Source organism: Flavobacterium sp. U410 (assembly GCF_053570605.1).
The window spans coordinates 60,903-78,721 of record NZ_JBSEFI010000004.1; the positions used below are offsets into that span (position 1 = coordinate 60,903).

The window sequence follows — 17,819 nt, forward strand, 5'->3', positions numbered from 1 at the left end:
AGGCTTCGTTTTTTTATTCTACTAATTTTTCAATGTAATCTGAGTTAAGTAAATATAAAGCGCCCATATATTGCAATTTAAAAGATATGATATCTCCAATTTTATATTCTTTTTTGGAGTTAGAGATATCAACAACCATCATGTCTGAACTGGCATCTACAATTGTAATATCAGGATTTGTCGGAATTAAATATTGGGGTTGCATGTCTAAAAGTCCAACATCTAAAATAGCGCGTAAAGAAGTTTCACTCAAATCGGTGTTTTCATCGATTTCATAAGTATTTCCGGCTACATTTTCGCCTAATTCGCCAATAGGATTATTGGGTTTTTCAGTGATTTCAATGATTTCGGAATACAAGGTAAAGACATCGTTATGCATTCCTTCAATGGTTTCGCCCGTAAATAGATCCTTCCCAAAGAAAAGTGCTTCGCCAATTCTAAAATGATTGACCGCCATGGGTCTGGCATTTTTCAATAGCAAAGGAATAGCAACAGAAGTTCCGCCGGAAACCCAAGGAATTTCGACGTTAAATTTAGCTTCAATCAATTGTTTGTATAAACTCAACTGAATTAATTTATCTTGCGTAGGCATAACGCCACTCAGGCAATTTAAATTGGTACCAATACCACTAATTTTGATATTGGATAAACTAAAAACTTCTTGATAAAAATGAAGTAATTCTTCGCCCAAAACGCCTTCTCGTAAATCGCCCATTTCAATCATTATTACAATTTTATGAACTTTATTTTGGCGTTTAGCTTCTTCCGAAAGCATTTTTATGGTATAAATTTCAGTATTGAAACTTACATCGGCAAATTCCACAATCTTGGGAATATTTCGTTTGGAAGGCGGCTTAATGTACACGGTTTGAACCTCCGGATTCAGTTTCTTGATTTTCTTCAAGTTTCCTATTCTGGAATCGTGAATTTCTTGTGTTCCCAGTGCTAATAATTCTTTCAAATAAATGACATTTCCGCAGAGTAATTTGGATACAACTCCCCAAGTAATGTTCCGTTCTTTGAATAATTGGTCTAAGAAGGTATAGTTTTCTTTTAACTTTTGTTTGTTTAGTTTTAAAAATGCCATAACTAATTATTGGGTTAAACGCATTTCTAAATACTTATTGGTAAAACCGAGTTTCTCGTATAGTTTTTTCGCAGGATTATCAGGTTCCACGTGTAGTGCAATGCTTCCTTCAACACTTGCAATCGCTTTCTGCATTAGTTTTTTACCATAGCCTTTTCCGCGTTGACTGTTATCAACAGCTATGTAAACTAAGATATTTTCCGGAATGTAATCTTTCATTCCTGTATTGTTCAAAATGACAATACCTACGATTTTATTTTCGTCGGTGCCAATGATGATTTGTCCTCCTTTTGTAGGATTCATGACATAATCGATGCATTTTAAAATATCTGCTTTAGCATCGCCATATTGCTCTAAATGAGTGAATAAGAAATGAGTGATAACTTCCGGAGTATAATCAGGATTTTCACCTGTTATTGCATTAATAATTATAAATTCCATTTTTTTTCTTTTTATAGTGATAGTTTGATAATAGTATGAAAGTCAATAAAGAAATACTGATACCAAAGATATTAGCATCTAAATTTTTGGGCAGAGCATATCCGAAGGGCAATTGATTTTTAGACAGAATCAGGCTAATGGTAGTAACGCCACCAAGTAACATACTCCAAAAAGCAGCATTAGCATTGCTTTTTTTCCAGAATAAAGCGCCTAAAACCGGAACAAAAAGTCCGGAAACCATAAAAGCATAAGAATACAGCATTAATTCTAAAACATTTTGCATTTGGGAAGCTAACAGAATGGCAAAAACACCAACGGCTAGTGTAACTATTTGTGAAATTTGAAGCAGTTTCTTGTCAGAAAGAGGTTTTTGATAAAACTTTTCGATAATATCAGTAACAATATTTCCTGAAGCAGCCATCAAACAACTGTCGGCAGTAGAAAGAATAGCCGAAAAATAAGAGGAAAGCATTAATCCCATTAAACCAATGGGTAGAATAGTACTCAATAAAATAGGTAAGCCCATTTCGCTATCTAAAGAAGCTACGTTTGTAATGCTATCAAACATTCCTTGTGTAGCAGCAACTTTGGCTAGCATACCAAGAATAACTCCCATAAAGGCCATAATAGGCCATTCAAATAAACCGGCAATAAACCAAGCTTTTTTAGCTTCTTTTTCGTTTTTACAAGCATAAATTCTTTGGTATAAAGTCATGCCGATAAACCATATTGGTATTATAGTAACAGACCAATTTAATATTTGTAAGGCACTGACATTTTTGAGTGATAAATATTCGGGAGCCAGTGTACTTTTAATGGCATCAATTCCTCCTACAGCATGATAAGCCATAGGAATTCCGATAAAAACCAAACCGGAAATTAAAACTATCCATTGTATAGTATCGGTATAGATTACAGCTTTTAGTCCGCCAATAGAGGTATAAATAACTGCTATTGCTCCCATAATGAGTAAAGCCCATTGGATATCTAATCCTTGAATGGTAGCTGAAGCTAGTTTGGCTCCGGCTAAAACTTGCGAACTGGTAAACCCTACATAGCCTATTGCAGATATAATTCCGGCTAATAACCCCACTTTTGCATTGTAAAAATGACTAAAGATTTGAGGAAAAGTAAAAAACTTATGTTGGTGCCCTAATTGACTTACTTTTGGAATTAAGAGGACAGCACTTAACCAAGCGCCAATTAACCCCGTAAAGAGCATCCACGAACCGGAAAGTCCCATGGTAAAACCTAATCCGCCTAATCCTATGGAGAAACCGCCACCGACATCAGTTGCGACAACGGATAAACCAATGTGCCAACTACTCATACTACGACCACTTACATAAAAATCTTCTGAAGATGAGTTCTTTCTGTAGAAATAAAAACCAATGCCGAGCATAGCCAGCATGTAAATGACAAAGATTAAATAATCTATTGCATGCATTTTTAATATAATTTCAAATTTTGTCGGTCTGAATTGAGATTCTCCCAAGACCATGACGCAGTTAACTGCAAATCGAATGATTTAGATAGAAAGCAAACTAAAAAATAGTGCTTAAAAGACTTTTGTCTGTGACAAAACAAAACTACGAGTGGCAAATATACAAAATATATGAAAAAATTCAAAAAAAGACTCTTTTAAAGTAGATTCTTTGAAAAAAAATTAGTGTTTAGTGTATTTTATGTTTAAAAAATTAATTGTTTAATGGGTATTCATTTTCCTCTAACTGAAATATTTCTTCAACCGGTTTTTCAAAATAATGTGCAAGTTTTAAAGCTAATAGCGTAGAGGGAACATATTTTCCTTTTTCCATAGCATTAATAGTTTGCCGACTTACGCTAATTTGGTTAGCCAATTCTTCCTGAGAAATATTTTTTATGGCACGTAAGACTTTTAAATTATTCTTCATGATTCGTTTTATTAAGTTTGTAGATCATATAATGAAAACGAATAATAAAGAATAGTAGCAGGGTAAATGTATTGTAAAAAAGCACATTTAAAAATGAAATACCATACATAAAAACAGTAAAAAGTAAAATTAAACCATAGTTTAGATAAGTAGCCCAAACTAAACTTTCATAACGTATTTGTGCAATATATTCGTCTTCATTTTTCAGTTTTGAAAACCCAATCAACAATCCACCGACAATTAAACAAAAAGTCAAAATTTCATCGGTTATACTGTTTTTAATAAACTGGAAAAAAGGATTAGTATCTTGACCAAAGATTTCATCATTGTAAACAGCAAAAACAGTAACGTTTAGATAATCATCTATTTTCCATTCAAAAACAGAACTTAGAATAGCAAAAATAAAACTAGGTATAAATAAAATCCAGCCTAGTGTTTTCAATTGGTTCGGAAAAAGAAAATGTGTTTTCATACGGATTAAAGAATTAAAATGATATCTAAATGTAAAGTATATTTTACATATAGACAAATATAATTTACAAAAAGTTATTTTTACTTTACATTTTTCAATTGATTAAACTTTTAAATAGTATTTTTCTTAAATAATTATATATATTTGTATCATTATAAGCCATTTAAATAGTATTCGCCATGTTAGTAAAAGTATTTGGAAGCGCCGTTTTTGGCGTTGATGCTACAACTATTACCGTTGAGGTAAACATTGATAAAGGAATTGGCTACCACTTGGTAGGTTTACCCGATTCCGCTATAAAAGAAAGCAGTTATCGCATTGCCGCAGCTCTAAAAAATAACAACTATCATTTTCCGGGAAAAAAGATTATCATCAATATGGCGCCTGCCGATTTACGTAAGGAAGGTTCCGCTTATGATTTGACGATTGCTGTTGGTATTTTAGCGGCTTCCTCTCAAATAAATTCTGACGAAGTTGGGAATTATATCATTATGGGTGAATTGTCGCTTGACGGAAGTTTGCAGCCTATAAAAGGAGCATTATCTATTGCGATTAAGGCCAAAGAAGAAGGCTTTAAAGGAGTTTTGTTACCCATTCAAAATGTAAAAGAAGCTGCAATTGTAGAGGGAATTTCGGTTTATGGTATCGAAAATGTAACTGAGGTAATTGATTTTTTTGAAGGAAGCGGAAATGTACAGCCAACCGTTATCAATTCACAAGAAGAATTCTCAAAAACCTTAGATTTTCCGGAGTTTGATTTTGCTGACGTTAAAGGACAAGAATCTATTAAGCGATGCATGGAAATTGCCGCAGCAGGAGGACATAATATTATTTTAATTGGTCCGCCGGGAGCCGGAAAAACCATGTTAGCCAAAAGATTGCCAAGTATTTTGCCGCCAATGACAATGCAGGAAGCTTTGGAAACCACCAAAATTCATTCGGTTGCCGGAAAAATAAAAGAAGCAGGTTTGTTAACGCAAAGACCATTTCGTTCACCTCACCATTCTGCATCGGGAGTCAGTTTAGTCGGTGGCGGAAGTTATCCCCAACCCGGAGAAATTTCATTAGCGCACAATGGCGTTTTGTTCTTAGATGAATTGCCTGAATTTAAACGAGAAGTGTTGGAAGTGATGCGCCAACCTTTGGAAGACAGGGAAGTAACCATTTCGAGAGCAAAATTTACGATTACGTATCCATCGAGTTTTATGTTGGTTGCTAGTATGAATCCAAGTCCGGGCGGTTATTTTAACGATCCGAATGCACCAGTGAGCAATTCGCCTCAAGAAATGCAACGGTATATGAATAAAATTTCCGGCCCTTTATTAGACAGAATTGATATTCATATCGAAGTAACTCCCGTTCCTTTTGAAAAATTGTCCGATACTCGAAAAGCGGAAAGTAGTACAATTATTAGAGAAAGGGTAACCCGAGCGAGAACTATTCAGGCGAAACGTTTTGAGTTGATGAAAAATGTACATTACAATGCGCAAATGAGCAGCAAATTAATTCGGGAATATTGTGCTTTGGATGAAGTTTCTTTGGGTTTGATTAAAACGGCTATGGAACGTTTGAATTTATCAGCTCGAGCGTATGATCGTATCTTGAAAGTTTCCAGAACTATTGCTGATTTAGAAGATTCAACAACTATTCAATCCCATCATATTGCAGAAGCGATACAGTACAGAAGTTTGGATAGGGAAGGTTGGTTGCGTTAAAAAGAAAAAGCTGGTTACTTAACCAGCTTTAACTAAACCAAAAACTAAATAAAACTGTGAACATTACTTCCTTAAGTAATATCGTGCTCCTAATAAATTAGGATTTTCTTTTTCTATATAATCGATTGAATATTCGTTTGAAGCTTCAATCACTGAATTTTTCAATTCTTTTTTATGCAACTTTTCGTAAGTGTCAAAATCAATAGCGGTACGTTGTTCTAAAACTTCAAATAAGTTGGTTTTAGTAATTTCGCTTTGCCATTGCGGAGCAACTTCTGCTTCAAAAACTTTTGACTTAGAACCACTGCCGTAAGCAATAAATCCTACTTTATTTCCGCTAAGTGCTTTGTCTTCTTTCGCACTGAAATATAAAGCGGATAACAACCCTAAGAAAATAGAACCGGTATAAATGTTTCCTACTTTTCCTGAAGCAATTTCAGCCGGATATAATTTTTCGTTTACCAAAGCCAAATATTCAGGAGATTTGGTTAACGCTTTTGTTTTTTCTTTTATGGTTTCACCTTCTTGTTGGGTTAACAATTCCGGATTTTCATTTGCAAAAATATCGATGAACGTTCGTCTTCCTTGAAAACAGTAGGGTAGATGCATTAAAATCAAATCCCAATTTTCATATACTTTCCAACCTTCTTCGGCTTCAGTTTTGAAATTTTCATAAGCTTCAGCAATTCGGTTGATATAACATTCGTTAGAATATTGCCCGTCAAAAACCGGTTGTTCTTTAGCAATATTGACTTCTGTTTCTAAAACATCAAACCAATTTTCGTTAGAATCATCACCAAAAATGGCCTCTTTGGTTACGGTTCTTTTCGGTTTAAAGAAATCGAAAACACCTTCTGTTCCTACACCAACAGCATTTCTAAACGAAAGAATTCTCGGATTAGAAGTGATTAGCATAGCAATAGCTCCGGCACCTTGAGTATATTCGCCCGTTGAATCTAAGTCATATTTGGCATTATCGGTAGTAATGACAATTGCTTTTTTAGTTGGATTCAATCGCACAAAATCTAAACAATTGTGTAAAGCATCCACACCGCCAATGCAGGCAAAAGTCAGGTCTACCACATCACAGTTTTTCAAGGTTCTTTCTCCTAATTCTTTTTCGATCAATTGAACCAAATAAGAAGCTATGGGTTTAGAGTTGTCAACTGCACTTTCAGTACCAACGTAAATTCGGGAAATACTGTTCAAATCAATATTCTCCTGTTGAATCAATTTGTAAAGAGCGTTTGCGGCTAAGGTTACAGTATCTTGATGCACATCAAGGAAACTCATTTGCTGTAGTCCAAGCCCTTTTATCAATTTTGCCGGTTCAATGTTTCTTTTCTCGGCTAGTATTTCTATCGGTAAATATATTTTAGGAATATCAAACTGTATAGCGTCAATACCTACTCTCATTCTTGTTTGTTTTACACAAAAATAAAAAGCATACTCAACTTTTCATTGAATATGCCTTAAAATATTAAGCTTGACGATTCGATTTATGAATCTGCTAAATTTTTTAACTTATTTTTTTTGGATATTGATTTTTGAATGTAATTTTTATAAAAAAGATAACTACAATTCTTCGGCAAAAGTGTCGCCATTGTTAATATCGCCCGTTTTGTATCCTTTCATAAACCATTTCATACGTTGTTCAGAGGTTCCATGCGTAAAAGAATCAGGAACAACACGACCTTGCATGTTTTTTTGGATCTCATCATCACCTACGGCATGAGCCGCACTTAAAGCTTCTTCGATATCGCCTTCTTCCAAATATTTTTGGTTGTAATGTGACCAAAGTCCGGCATAAAAATCAGCTTGAAGTTCTAAACAAACACTCAGTTTATTGGCTTGCGCTTCACTTTTACCTTGTTGCAATTGACGAACTTTCCCTGATGTTCCTAATAAGGTTTGTACGTGATGACCCACTTCGTGAGCAATAACATAGGCGATAGCAAAATCACCGCCTTTAGCTCCAAAACGCGTACGAAGTTCTTCGAAAAAGGTTAAATCCATATACACTTTATGGTCGGCCGGACAATAAAACGGACCGGAAGCAGAACTAGCGCCTCCACAAGCGGTTTCAACACTTCCAGAGAATAACACCATTTTAGGTTTTTCATAAGTTCCTAAATTATTTTCAGCAAAAATTTTGGTCCAAATGTCTTCGGTATCTGCTAGAACGGTTGAGGCAAATTGACCCATCTCTTTTTCTTCGGCAGTAAGCTCTTTTTCCTGAACTTGTTCTGTTGCAGTTCCTTGGTTTAATTGTTCTAGAACAGGAGCAATTGATTGACCTGTTTGTCCGCCAAACATTTGGAGTAATAGTATAATTATTCCAATTACACCACCACCAACAATTGCTTTTCCTCCGCCGGACATTCCTCTGCGGTCTTCAACGTTGTCGCTTTGTCTTCTACCTTGCCATTTCATTTTTGTATTGTATTATTTGTTTATATGTATTAAAAACCAAATTGAACTCCTAAGTATAAATCGGCTTGTTTTCCATTATTGGTTAAAGCCGTAATAGCGCTGTTCGAACCTATAAAGAAAACAGAAAGCCTAAATCCTAATCCTGTTGCAAATCCTGAAATTTCATTGGAACTTACAGGTACATACGCTTCAAACCACTTGTAAGAATAACGAGGGATTAAGGTATATGAATTTTGTGTAGTAACAAAATCATTTTCGGAATCGTCGTTTACTTTTTGATTCATACTAGCCGTTACAAACCATCTTTCTGCCAGTCGATAATCAACATAAGCATTGATTGTCGTGGGCAATTTAATGGAATAATCGTCTTTTGAAGTCGTTGCCTGAAAGTAATTGGCATTTGCCGGATCAGAAATGATTTGATTTAATTCTTCTAAACTTTCAACATTTTCAAATTGATTTAAATTTAGACTTTCGAAGTTATCCACATTTAAAATATAATTTTGACTTAAATTGGAATCCGATTTGAAAGTCATACTCCCTAAATTACGAATAGAAAATCCGGCTTTTAATTTGTAGCTTTTAGGATCTGATTCGTCTTTCCAAATATAATTAGCACCTAAATCAAGAGCAAAACCGTTGATTCCTTGAGAAAAGAATTCGTTATAATTTCCTTGGTCGTTATAGGCGCCTGCAAGAGGTCCGGCATAGGCCAAATTTATTTCTGCAGAAGCATTAACTAATTCAACATCACCTAAGGTATTATTAATGGTTCCGTTTAAGTTTGTCGCTGAGAAATTTCCGTAAGCACCCGGAAAAAGGAAACGAAAAGAGGAACCTACATTTAAGGAATGTTTCGGCAGATCTATGATATTTCGTCCTACAGTCAAATCAATTTCGCCCCAAGTAATAGCATTAACTCTTTGGTTATCGCTTGAAGATAATGTAGTTTGAGAAATAAGATTGCTTAATTTCCCGTTTTGAATGGCATCTCCCAATTTTGAATCTACATTAATGACATTGGCTTTTACGTGAGCCATTGACGTTAATCCGAATCCCCATTTTTTCATTTTAAATGCAAAAGAAGGACCAATAATTAGAGCATCAAGGCGCAAATTGACATTATCATCTCCTTCAAAAATTTTATCCTCAAGATTACTTCCTTTGATTAAATCGTTAAAAGTAAGTTTGTTGTTAGACATTCCAACGGAGACATCAAAAACATTTACTTCATATTTAGTGCTTAGATTTACAATTTCTGAAGGATTGTAAACGGTATTTACAATACCAACCCGTCTGGAAGTTGATATTCCTGTAAAGTGCTCTTGAGCCACACTGTAAGAGAAGCAAAGAGCCATAAAACTTAGAGAGAGAATTTTTTTTGTCATATTGTTTATAGTTTACTCAAATCCGATTTCTTCGATTTCAGACTTATCGTCAAATCCGATAGCCTGATCATAAATGGCGTAGTAGGTACTATAAAGAAAGGGGAGCGTAAAAAATATTCCTAAACAAAAGGCTAAAAAGCCAAGCATAGAAAAGAAAAAAGCTACAATCATAGCAAGTAAGATATATAATGGCTGTTTACCGAATAATGATATACTTTTTGAAAGAGCATCAGAATAGTTGAAGTCTTCATAGATTATCAAAGGAATAGTAAAAACGGTGATCAAAGAGATTAGCCCTTGTGATATAAAACTCAGAAATTCTAAACCTGTAAACATCAGTAAAGTATTCACAATAGCCATGGTAAAACCTACAATGGCATAAGCCATCATTAATGTTCCGGTATATTTTCCTTTATAAAATTCAAAAATTGTACTTAAACTAAACTCTTTATTCCTTTTTGCTAAATAATTAGTATGAATGAATCCAGCTGTTATAGGTGCCATTATAGCACTTGCTAAGGTTGAAAACAATCCGGTAGAAATAATATAAACAGGGCTTTTTGAGATGATAGAAATTTGTAACATCATTTCAGAAAAATCACTAAATCCTACAAGAACTCCTAATAGCCCGGCATAGAGTATTACAAGAACAATACCTAGAAGTATTAATGTAGCACCGGCAACAAGAAATGTTTTTTTGTAAACGGCAAAACTACCTTCAATAATTGTACCTAAGTCAAAAGGATAACCATACGTTAGTTTTTCTTCAATTTTTTTATTCATAAGAGTAAGGTTTAAGAAATAGAATTCCAAATAACATCATTTGGAGTATCTGCTGTAAATGTAAGAATTTCTTTTGTAACAGGGTGCTGAAGTACTAATTTTCGAGCGTGTAAATGAATTCCTCCATCTGGATTACTTCTGTCAAAACCATATTTCAGATCACCTTTAATAGGGCAACCAATAGCAGCTAATTGGCAACGAATTTGATGATGCCTTCCGGTATGTAAGTCAATTTCTAAAGCGTAATAATTATTCAATTTTTGGAAAACCGAATACGTCAGACTTGCTTTTTTACTGTCATTCACTTCTTTTGAATGCGCTTTGGAAGTGTTGTTCTTCGGATTTCGGGTAAGAAAATGAATTAAGGTGTCCTTTTCTTTAGGCGGTTGGTTTTTAACGACAGCCCAATATGTTTTTTGGGTTTCCCTGTTTTTGAAGGTTTCGTTTAAACGCGTTAACGCTTTTGAAGTTCGAGCAAAAACAACAATTCCGGACGTTGGTCTGTCTAAACGATGTACTACCCCCAGAAAAACTTCACCGGGTTTGTTGTATTTATCTTTAATGTATTCTTTTACAACATCAGAAAGCGGCTTGTCTCCGGTTTTATCGCCTTGAACAATATCACCAACACGTTTATTAACCACAATAATGTGGTTGTCTTCATGAATTATTTGAAGATTATTTTTATCAGATACTATTTTTTCAGCCAAAATTACCAATACTATTTACGAATCACTAAAAAACTAATATTGCTCATTTTCGTTAGGGAAATCTACAGCTTTTACATCATCAACATATTGTCCGATGGCAGTTGTCATTTCTTCATATAAATTCAAATAACGGCGTAAGAAACGAGGATGGAATTCGTGTGTCATTCCCAGCATATCATGAACCACTAAAACTTGTCCGTCAACACCATTTCCGGCTCCAATTCCAATAACCGGAATACTAATGCTTTCAGCTACTTTTTTGGCTAATTTGGCTGGTATTTTTTCTAAAACGATACCAAAACAACCTAATTTTTCTAAAATAATTGCATCTTCAATCAATTTTTCAGCTTCTTCTTCTTCTTTAGCTCTTACAGTGTATGAACCAAATTTGTAAATTGATTGCGGTGTTAATCCCAAGTGTCCCATAACCGGAATTCCGGCTTGTAGAATTCGTTTGATAGATTCTTTAATCTCTTTTCCACCTTCTAATTTTAAAGCATGAGCTCCGCTTTCTTTCATGACTCTAATGGCTGAACGAAGTGCTTCCTTAGGATCAGATTGATACGTTCCGAATGGTAAATCTACAACTACTAAAGCTCTTTCGGCACCTCTTACGACAGAAGAAGCATGATAGATCATTTGGTCTAGTGTAATAGGTAAAGTAGTTTCGTGCCCCGCCATAACATTACTAGCAGAATCACCCACTAAAATGACATCAGTACCGGCTGCATCAACAATTTTAGCCATAGTGTAATCGTAAGCCGTTAGCATAGAGATTTTTTCTCCATTTTGCTTCATTTCTACTAAGGACTTGGTGGTTATTCTTTTATAATCTTTTTTTGCTACTGACATTTTTTATAATTTTAAGGAATGTAAAAGTAATAAAATCATTTTTTTTACTTGGATTTGTAACAATTTTTATTTCGAAGCACTAATACAAGAAAAGTCAAAATGAATAGAATCAGTTATGTAATAGGGTTTATATTTTTTAGTATTATGATTTCAGCACAAAGTCAACCCAAGCAAATAGTTGAAGAATTTTTTAAAGGTTTTCATGCCAAAGACACAGTAATTTTACAAAAACTATGTCATAGCAGTATTAGCATGCAAACAGTAAGTAATGCTACTGAAGGAAGTAGGTTAAAACTTGAAACGGCTGAGGATTTTTATAAATCAATAGCGTCTATTCCGGCAGATTTTTCTTTTGAAGAGCGAATTTTAGAATACAAAGTTCAAACCGACGGGAATATGGCTCATGTTTGGACACCTTATGAATTTTATGTCAATGGTAAATTAAGTCACATTGGTGTAAATTCCTTTACTATGATTAAAGAACCTGAAGGTTTTTGGAAAATAGTTCATATTATTGATACCAGAAGAAAGAAGTAAAAAGTTTAGATAAAATTTGATGTCATTATCGATACGGTTCCTTATGTACACGATGTAAATCCTTATGTAAGTACATTAAACATCAGTGGAACATTAGTATTGGTAGGTTATTTAGGCGGATTAGAACCTATTTTAAATACTGTGCCGATGATTTTAGGACGAAAATCAGTGGCGGGTTCTGTTATTGGAGGAATTGCTGAAACACAAGAATTATTAGATTTTTGCGGAGAAAAAGGCATTGTTTCAGAAATTGAATTGATTAAAATGCAGGAAATCAACGAAGCGTATGAACGCATGCTAAAAAGTGATGTTCGTTACCGATTTGTAATTGATATGCAATCCTTATAAAAACGATTTTTTACCCGAATTTATATAGACCAGAGAAATTAACGTCTCTGGTTTTTTATTTTTCAAATCACTGAAATTGAAAGCATAATAAAAAGATGTTTTTTTATTTTTAAAGAAAAGTTATATATGTTTGGAGGTGTTTATTAGTTACCTGCAAGCTGACCAAAACACTGTTAGCAAAAGAAAGCTACGGAATGGAACAAACCGAAATTTCTTTACCGTCTGCATACGTTTTGCCCCAATTGCAAAGACTTTCCAAAATCGGAACTAAATCCAACCCTTTATTCGTCAAAATATATTCAACACCAACAGGAACAGTTTCAGGGATTTCTTGCTTTACAAGTATGGCGTGCATTTCCAGTTCTTTGAGTTGCCTGCCTAAAACCTGTTCCGAAATATTTGGTAATTCCTTTTTCAACAAGTGAAAACGATTATTTCCCTGTGAAATTGAATACACAATCTGTGATTTCCAACGTCCGCTAATCATTGCAATCGCTAAATTTAACTCACAAACCTGAAACAAAAATTGTTCATTTATCGAATTGGTGGAATTTTCTTTTCTCATAATTTTCTTTTTAATCAAACTCACAATTTTGTTCGTTATTGCACACGACAAAATGCTTACGGAATTTTGCAATAACAAAAATACAAAATATGTTTAAGGCAATATTAATGATGGTTGGACTATTCACAACACACGCTATACAGGCACAGGAAAAATGGATTTTTCAATCCGAATATTTGGCACAACCCGATACAGTTTTAATTTTCAGACCAAAAACATACAGCGAAACTACAAAATATCCTTTGGTTTATTTACTCCACGGATATAGCGAAAACTATAACCAATGGTCGCAAACAACGGACTTGCAAAAGATGGCAGACCAATACAATTTTATCATTGTTACACCGGATGGTTTCACTTCTTATTACATCAACAGTCCGATAAACAAAGGTTCACAGTATGAGGATTTTTTCTTCAAAGAGTTGGTTCCCAAAGTGCATCAGTCTTTTAATATTGACGATAAAAATATTTTTATCAGCGGTTTGAGTATGGGCGGTTATGGCGCGTTGCGGTATTTTATTTTACATCCTGATTACTTTAATACGGCAGGTTCTACAAGCGGAGCTTTAGAAATTAACTACCCAAATTTTCAGAAAGTAAGCCAACTGTTTTGGCAGACAAACAGAATGACTGACGACCTGACCAAAAATATAGGCGATCCGAAAACAGAAAATTGGGACGCATACAGCCTATCCAGACTTCTCAAACAGAATCCCGATTTTAAAAAACCATTCCTGTTTGACTGCGGAACAGAAGATATTTTGTACTCCCATTCGGCAGCCTTAAAAGCACAAGCAGATCGGTTAAAAATCCCGATAACTTTCATTAGCCAACCAGGCAATCATAACACGGAATATTGGAACAAATCCATTGCACATCATTTTGTGTATTTCCAACAACATATTAAAATGGAATAGGCAAATCTATTCGAATTTGCCTTTTCCCTTCATCTTATTGGCAAAATCCTGTTCTTCGTAATCTTCGTCCTGGGCTTCGGGCAATGAATAAATAGCCCAATGCTTCAAGCAAACCCTCTTTGTGTTTATCCGTGGTCAAAAAGTCGAGCAAGTGATGTGGATAGTTTGGGTTGTAAAATGACAGGTTCTTTAATATCCGGTTTGATGTGTATTTTGTTAAGCCCATTTGTAAGTAGATGGTTGTAATAAACAAAATTAATCGTTTCGTTTATTATAAATCTATAATGTAAATTATTAGAAATACTATGGAGTTATACAAAAAACAAAAACTGTCTATAAAATTGAATTTCAGTATTTTATAAAGTATGTCGGGAAATTGGCGGTTTATTGTCAGGTATTATACCATTGATTATTCACGTAACATTTGGATTTTTGTGACTTCAAACATCAATCAATATTTAAAATGAAATCTTATCAATTACTCTTTACAATAATCGTACTTCTTATTGTAAAAAATAGCAGTGCTCAGAACAACTATAATTCGGATTTATTCATTGAGCTTAAAAAAGCGGATAGTTTGCTTTTTAATGAAGGTTTTAACAAATGTAACATTGAAGTTTTGCAGTCTTTAATGCATAAAGACCTGCAGTTTATGCACGATCAGAACGGACTTCAGAACAGAGAAGAGTTTTTCAAAGGCTTTGAAGAAAGTATTTGTTCAAACCAAAATTTTAAACCTATTCGAAAATTGGTGGAAGGCAGTCTTATCGTCTATCCTATGATGAATGAAGGGAAAATTTATGGCGCAGTGCAAATGGGACAACACGAATTCTATATCAAAGAACCGAACAAAGAGCTCCGCTTTACGGTGAATGGAAAATTCATTCATACTTGGCTGCTTGAGGATGGAAAATGGAAACTTTTTAAAGGGATAAGCTATGACCACCAGCAACCCAAAAAATATCCGGCAATGTTTGAAGATAATTATCCATTCCCACTATTTAATAATGATTCAAAAATAGAAACATTGATTAAAGAACTCAAAATTCCTTCAATTTCTATTGGGTATATTGAAAAGGGAAAACTACAACAAATTAGAGCTTTTGGCGAACAAAAACCAAATGTTCCGATAGCCAATAATAGCATTTATAAAGTTGCTTCTCTTACTAAACCCATTACTGCCTTAGTTGCACTAAAGTTAGTCGAAGCAGGAAAATGGAACTTAGATGAACCTATTGCAAAATACTATGTTGACCCTGAAGTAAAAGACAACGTCCTGTTAAATCAGTTAACAACAAGAACTATTTTAAGTCAAAAATCAGGGTTACCCAATTGGAGATATTTAAGAGAGGATAAAAAATTAACATTTGAATTTGAACCAGGAACTAGGTTTCAATATTCCGGTGAAGGTTTTGAGTGGTTAAGAAAAGCTTTAGAAAAAAAGTTCAAAAAATCATTGGAAGATATTGCCCGGGAAGTTTTACTTGAACCGCTAAATATGAAGGACACGCATTATTATTGGACAAAAGAGGTAGATGAAAGCAGATATGCTGTAGAGAGCGACATTGAAGGAAATCCTATTTCATTTCAAAAATATTACCAACCAAACGCTGCTGCCAATCTATTAACTACCGTTGAAGATTATGGAAAATTTTTAGTCGATATTTTAAATAATGCAGGGCTTTCTAAAAAACTTTATAATGATTTCATAAATCCGCAAACTGTGGTAAAAGACGGAATAAATTGGGGATTAGGAATGCAGGTTTTTCCTGATTTACCCAACGATGAATTTGCACTTGTCCATACAGGAGGTGATGACGGCACAAAGTGTATTGCCATATTGTTGCCAAAATCAGGAAGAGGATTAATTATATTCATTAATTCAGAAAACGGATTGATAATTTGGAAAAAAATTATCAGTGAATATTTGGGCGAAATTGGGGAGGAAATTGTAAGACGTAATTTGGAATAAATAACAGAAAAGTACAGCACACAACAACGTGTATAGCTCATTGTAATGAGCTATCTTTGATCCACGGCGGAAAATTATAGCTGATTTCCCGCAACGAGCCATGCACAAAACCGTTAGCGGCAATCCATAAAACTAATAGATCACAAAAAGTTTGAATTTTTTTGTAAATTTGTCTCATGATTAACAACAATTCGGATATTGTATTGTAAACAATTTACACTTCTAGTGTAGGTTGTCTCCTTTCGTTTTAATCTCGACTTTTCTGTTCGGGATTTATTGCTATGAACATCATTTAATGTATAATAAGCATACAATTAAACAGTAAAAGTATGCCCTAAAATGAATTACGATGAGTAATAACGAAAAACATACAATTCACGATTTTGATTTAAAAATTATCTACGAATATTTTTCCAGTACAGAAAGACAAGGACCGGGAAGTATAATTGAAACCATTAAAGCGTTAAGTTTTATAAAGGGATTAAGTGAAAATTCTAAAATTGCTGACATAGGTTGTGGAACAGGAGGTCAAACGTTGACTTTAGCCCAAAATACATCTTGTAACATTGTCGGAGTTGATACTTGGCCTGATTTTATTAACATATTAAATCGAAATTCCAAACTTAAAAATCTAGAAAATAGAGTCAAAGGAATCATTGGTTCGATGGACAATCTCCCCTTCGAAGAAAATGAATTTGATTTAATCTGGTCAGAAGGCGCTATTTATAATATCGGTTTTCAACGTGGTATTAATGAATGGAAGAAGTACCTAAAAAATGGTGGTTATATTGCCGTAACAGAAAACACTTGGTTTACAAATGAAAGACCAACTGAAATTCAAGAATTTTGGGATAGTATTTATCCCGAAATAGATACGATTTCGAACAAAGTAAATCAAATGCAAAAAGCAGGTTATATTCCAATATCAACTTACGTTTTACCAGAATCGATTTGGAATGATTATTATTCTGTAACTAAAAAACTTCAAGAGAAATTTCTAAAAAAATATAAAGGAAATAAAACAGTTGAAGATTTTGTAGCTTCTCAACGCTATGAAAGTGAATTATATGAGAAGTACAAAGAATACTATGGTTATGTTTTTTATATTGGAAAGAAAATATAGTAAATAAAATTTCAATATAATACTAATAATAGCTTTTATGTGTAATATATACGTAGAAGCTATTTTTGTTTGACATAAAAAATAGACTGCTACTAGTCCGGAAATGCTTCATTCGGAATGGAGTAAAATTGAGGAGAGATTTACCGACTTGATTAAAGGCGGATGGGCAAATGAAAAAGTTTTGGACTTAATTGAGTATATTAAAAGTTCAAAGTATTCGACTGAATTTTATCCCGATTCTTCTTTAGGGCGTTTATTGATAAGTAAACTAGAAAACGGAAAACTGAATTACCACAGAACTTTAACTGTTAAAACAAAAATGAATCAAAAAGAAATTATTCTTGAATATTCAGACTGGAATGTAATAAAAGACAAAAGTGAAAATCCCGTTTTGTGGAAAGCAGAATGTCAACCTAGAAATCTGATTGAAAAATTTAACGAATTTATAAAATGGAATAAAAACTGGCGATAACATCGGTTACAAACAATAACTCGATTCGTATAGCTTTTTGTTGTTTTACCAGTTCACTTCGTTAGCGTCTCCGAAAAATCAAAACTTTGCA

The 17,819-nt window shown here is 33.9% G+C and carries 18 protein-coding genes and 1 pseudogene; 7 read left to right on the top strand and 12 right to left on the bottom strand.

Annotation, left to right across the window (positions count from 1 at the left end; translation table 11 throughout):
* Window positions 1-13: 13 nt before the first annotated feature.
* From ACUSJC_RS04270 to ACUSJC_RS04290, 5 genes are all read right to left on the bottom strand, one after another.
* Window positions 14-1,087, bottom strand: a complete 1,074-nt coding sequence (locus tag ACUSJC_RS04270; RefSeq protein WP_449268319.1) for an alanine/ornithine racemase family PLP-dependent enzyme — start codon at window positions 1,085-1,087, stop codon at window positions 14-16.
* Window positions 1,088-1,093: 6 nt separating this feature from the next.
* Window positions 1,094-1,528 (bottom strand): GNAT family N-acetyltransferase, encoded by a 435-nt coding sequence (locus ACUSJC_RS04275; protein WP_449268320.1) that lies wholly within the window; start codon window positions 1,526-1,528, stop codon window positions 1,094-1,096.
* Window positions 1,509-2,975, bottom strand: coding sequence for a sodium:solute symporter family protein (locus ACUSJC_RS04280; RefSeq protein WP_449268321.1), 1,467 nt, complete (start codon window positions 2,973-2,975; stop codon window positions 1,509-1,511). Before ACUSJC_RS04280 ends, ACUSJC_RS04275 begins: the two co-directional genes overlap by 20 nt.
* A 250-nt stretch (window positions 2,976-3,225) precedes the next feature.
* A complete protein-coding gene (locus ACUSJC_RS04285) occupies window positions 3,226-3,441 on the bottom strand; it encodes a helix-turn-helix transcriptional regulator (RefSeq protein WP_449268322.1) in 216 nt (71 codons plus the stop codon).
* Window positions 3,431-3,913, bottom strand: a complete 483-nt coding sequence (locus tag ACUSJC_RS04290) for a hypothetical protein (protein WP_449268323.1) — start codon at window positions 3,911-3,913, stop codon at window positions 3,431-3,433. Before ACUSJC_RS04290 ends, ACUSJC_RS04285 begins: the two co-directional genes overlap by 11 nt.
* A gap of 179 nt (window positions 3,914-4,092) precedes the next feature.
* Between ACUSJC_RS04290 and ACUSJC_RS04295 the strand changes: the two genes are divergently transcribed.
* Window positions 4,093-5,628 carry a YifB family Mg chelatase-like AAA ATPase gene (locus tag ACUSJC_RS04295; RefSeq protein ID WP_449268324.1) on the top strand — a complete coding sequence of 512 codons (1,536 nt, stop codon included), beginning with the start codon at window positions 4,093-4,095 and terminating at the stop codon, window positions 5,626-5,628.
* 63 nt (window positions 5,629-5,691) lie between these two features.
* Here ACUSJC_RS04295 and ACUSJC_RS04300 read toward each other — a convergent pair whose 3' ends face one another.
* From ACUSJC_RS04300 to panB, 6 genes are all read right to left on the bottom strand, one after another.
* A complete protein-coding gene (locus ACUSJC_RS04300) occupies window positions 5,692-7,044 on the bottom strand; it encodes a hydroxymethylglutaryl-CoA synthase family protein (RefSeq protein ID WP_449268325.1) in 1,353 nt (450 codons plus the stop codon).
* Window positions 7,045-7,203: 159 nt separating this feature from the next.
* Window positions 7,204-8,061, bottom strand: a complete 858-nt coding sequence (ypfJ, locus tag ACUSJC_RS04305; protein WP_449268326.1) for a KPN_02809 family neutral zinc metallopeptidase — start codon at window positions 8,059-8,061, stop codon at window positions 7,204-7,206.
* A gap of 29 nt (window positions 8,062-8,090) precedes the next feature.
* Window positions 8,091-9,449 (bottom strand): hypothetical protein, encoded by a 1,359-nt coding sequence (locus ACUSJC_RS04310; protein ID WP_449268327.1) that lies wholly within the window; start codon window positions 9,447-9,449, stop codon window positions 8,091-8,093.
* A 12-nt stretch (window positions 9,450-9,461) separates the two neighbouring features.
* Window positions 9,462-10,232 carry a hypothetical protein gene (locus ACUSJC_RS04315; protein WP_449268328.1) on the bottom strand — a complete coding sequence of 257 codons (771 nt, stop codon included), beginning with the start codon at window positions 10,230-10,232 and terminating at the stop codon, window positions 9,462-9,464.
* An 11-nt stretch (window positions 10,233-10,243) separates the two neighbouring features.
* Window positions 10,244-10,942: an RluA family pseudouridine synthase gene (locus ACUSJC_RS04320; RefSeq protein WP_449268329.1), complete on the bottom strand. Its 699-nt coding sequence runs from the start codon at window positions 10,940-10,942 to the stop codon at window positions 10,244-10,246.
* Window positions 10,943-10,975: 33 nt separating this feature from the next.
* Window positions 10,976-11,794, bottom strand: a complete 819-nt coding sequence (gene panB, locus ACUSJC_RS04325; protein WP_449268330.1) for a 3-methyl-2-oxobutanoate hydroxymethyltransferase — start codon at window positions 11,792-11,794, stop codon at window positions 10,976-10,978.
* Window positions 11,795-11,893: 99 nt separating this feature from the next.
* On the opposite strand from panB, the gene ACUSJC_RS04330 reads away from it, so the two are divergent.
* Both ACUSJC_RS04330 and ACUSJC_RS04335 read left to right on the top strand, forming a co-directional pair.
* Window positions 11,894-12,331 (top strand): nuclear transport factor 2 family protein, encoded by a 438-nt coding sequence (locus tag ACUSJC_RS04330; RefSeq protein WP_449268331.1) that lies wholly within the window; start codon window positions 11,894-11,896, stop codon window positions 12,329-12,331.
* 12 nt (window positions 12,332-12,343) lie between these two features.
* Window positions 12,344-12,679, top strand: a pseudogene (locus tag ACUSJC_RS04335) (zinc-binding dehydrogenase); the annotation flags it as partial.
* Between the two features lie 187 nt (window positions 12,680-12,866).
* Here the strand turns inward: ACUSJC_RS04335 and ACUSJC_RS04340 are convergent.
* A complete protein-coding gene (locus ACUSJC_RS04340; protein WP_449268332.1) occupies window positions 12,867-13,244 on the bottom strand; it encodes a winged helix-turn-helix transcriptional regulator in 378 nt (125 codons plus the stop codon).
* An 89-nt stretch (window positions 13,245-13,333) separates the two neighbouring features.
* Here ACUSJC_RS04340 and ACUSJC_RS04345 point away from each other — a divergent pair, with 89 nt between their 5' ends.
* The 4 genes from ACUSJC_RS04345 (at window position 13,334) to ACUSJC_RS04360 (ending at window position 17,728) form a co-directional block, all read left to right on the top strand.
* A complete protein-coding gene (locus ACUSJC_RS04345; protein WP_449268333.1) occupies window positions 13,334-14,161 on the top strand; it encodes an alpha/beta hydrolase in 828 nt (275 codons plus the stop codon).
* Between the two features lie 463 nt (window positions 14,162-14,624).
* Window positions 14,625-16,133, top strand: a complete 1,509-nt coding sequence (locus ACUSJC_RS04350; protein WP_449268334.1) for a serine hydrolase — start codon at window positions 14,625-14,627, stop codon at window positions 16,131-16,133.
* A gap of 349 nt (window positions 16,134-16,482) precedes the next feature.
* Window positions 16,483-17,256 (top strand): class I SAM-dependent methyltransferase, encoded by a 774-nt coding sequence (locus ACUSJC_RS04355; protein ID WP_449268335.1) that lies wholly within the window; start codon window positions 16,483-16,485, stop codon window positions 17,254-17,256.
* A 103-nt stretch (window positions 17,257-17,359) separates the two neighbouring features.
* A complete protein-coding gene (locus tag ACUSJC_RS04360) occupies window positions 17,360-17,728 on the top strand; it encodes a hypothetical protein (protein WP_449268336.1) in 369 nt (122 codons plus the stop codon).
* Window positions 17,729-17,819: the final 91 nt, after the last annotated feature.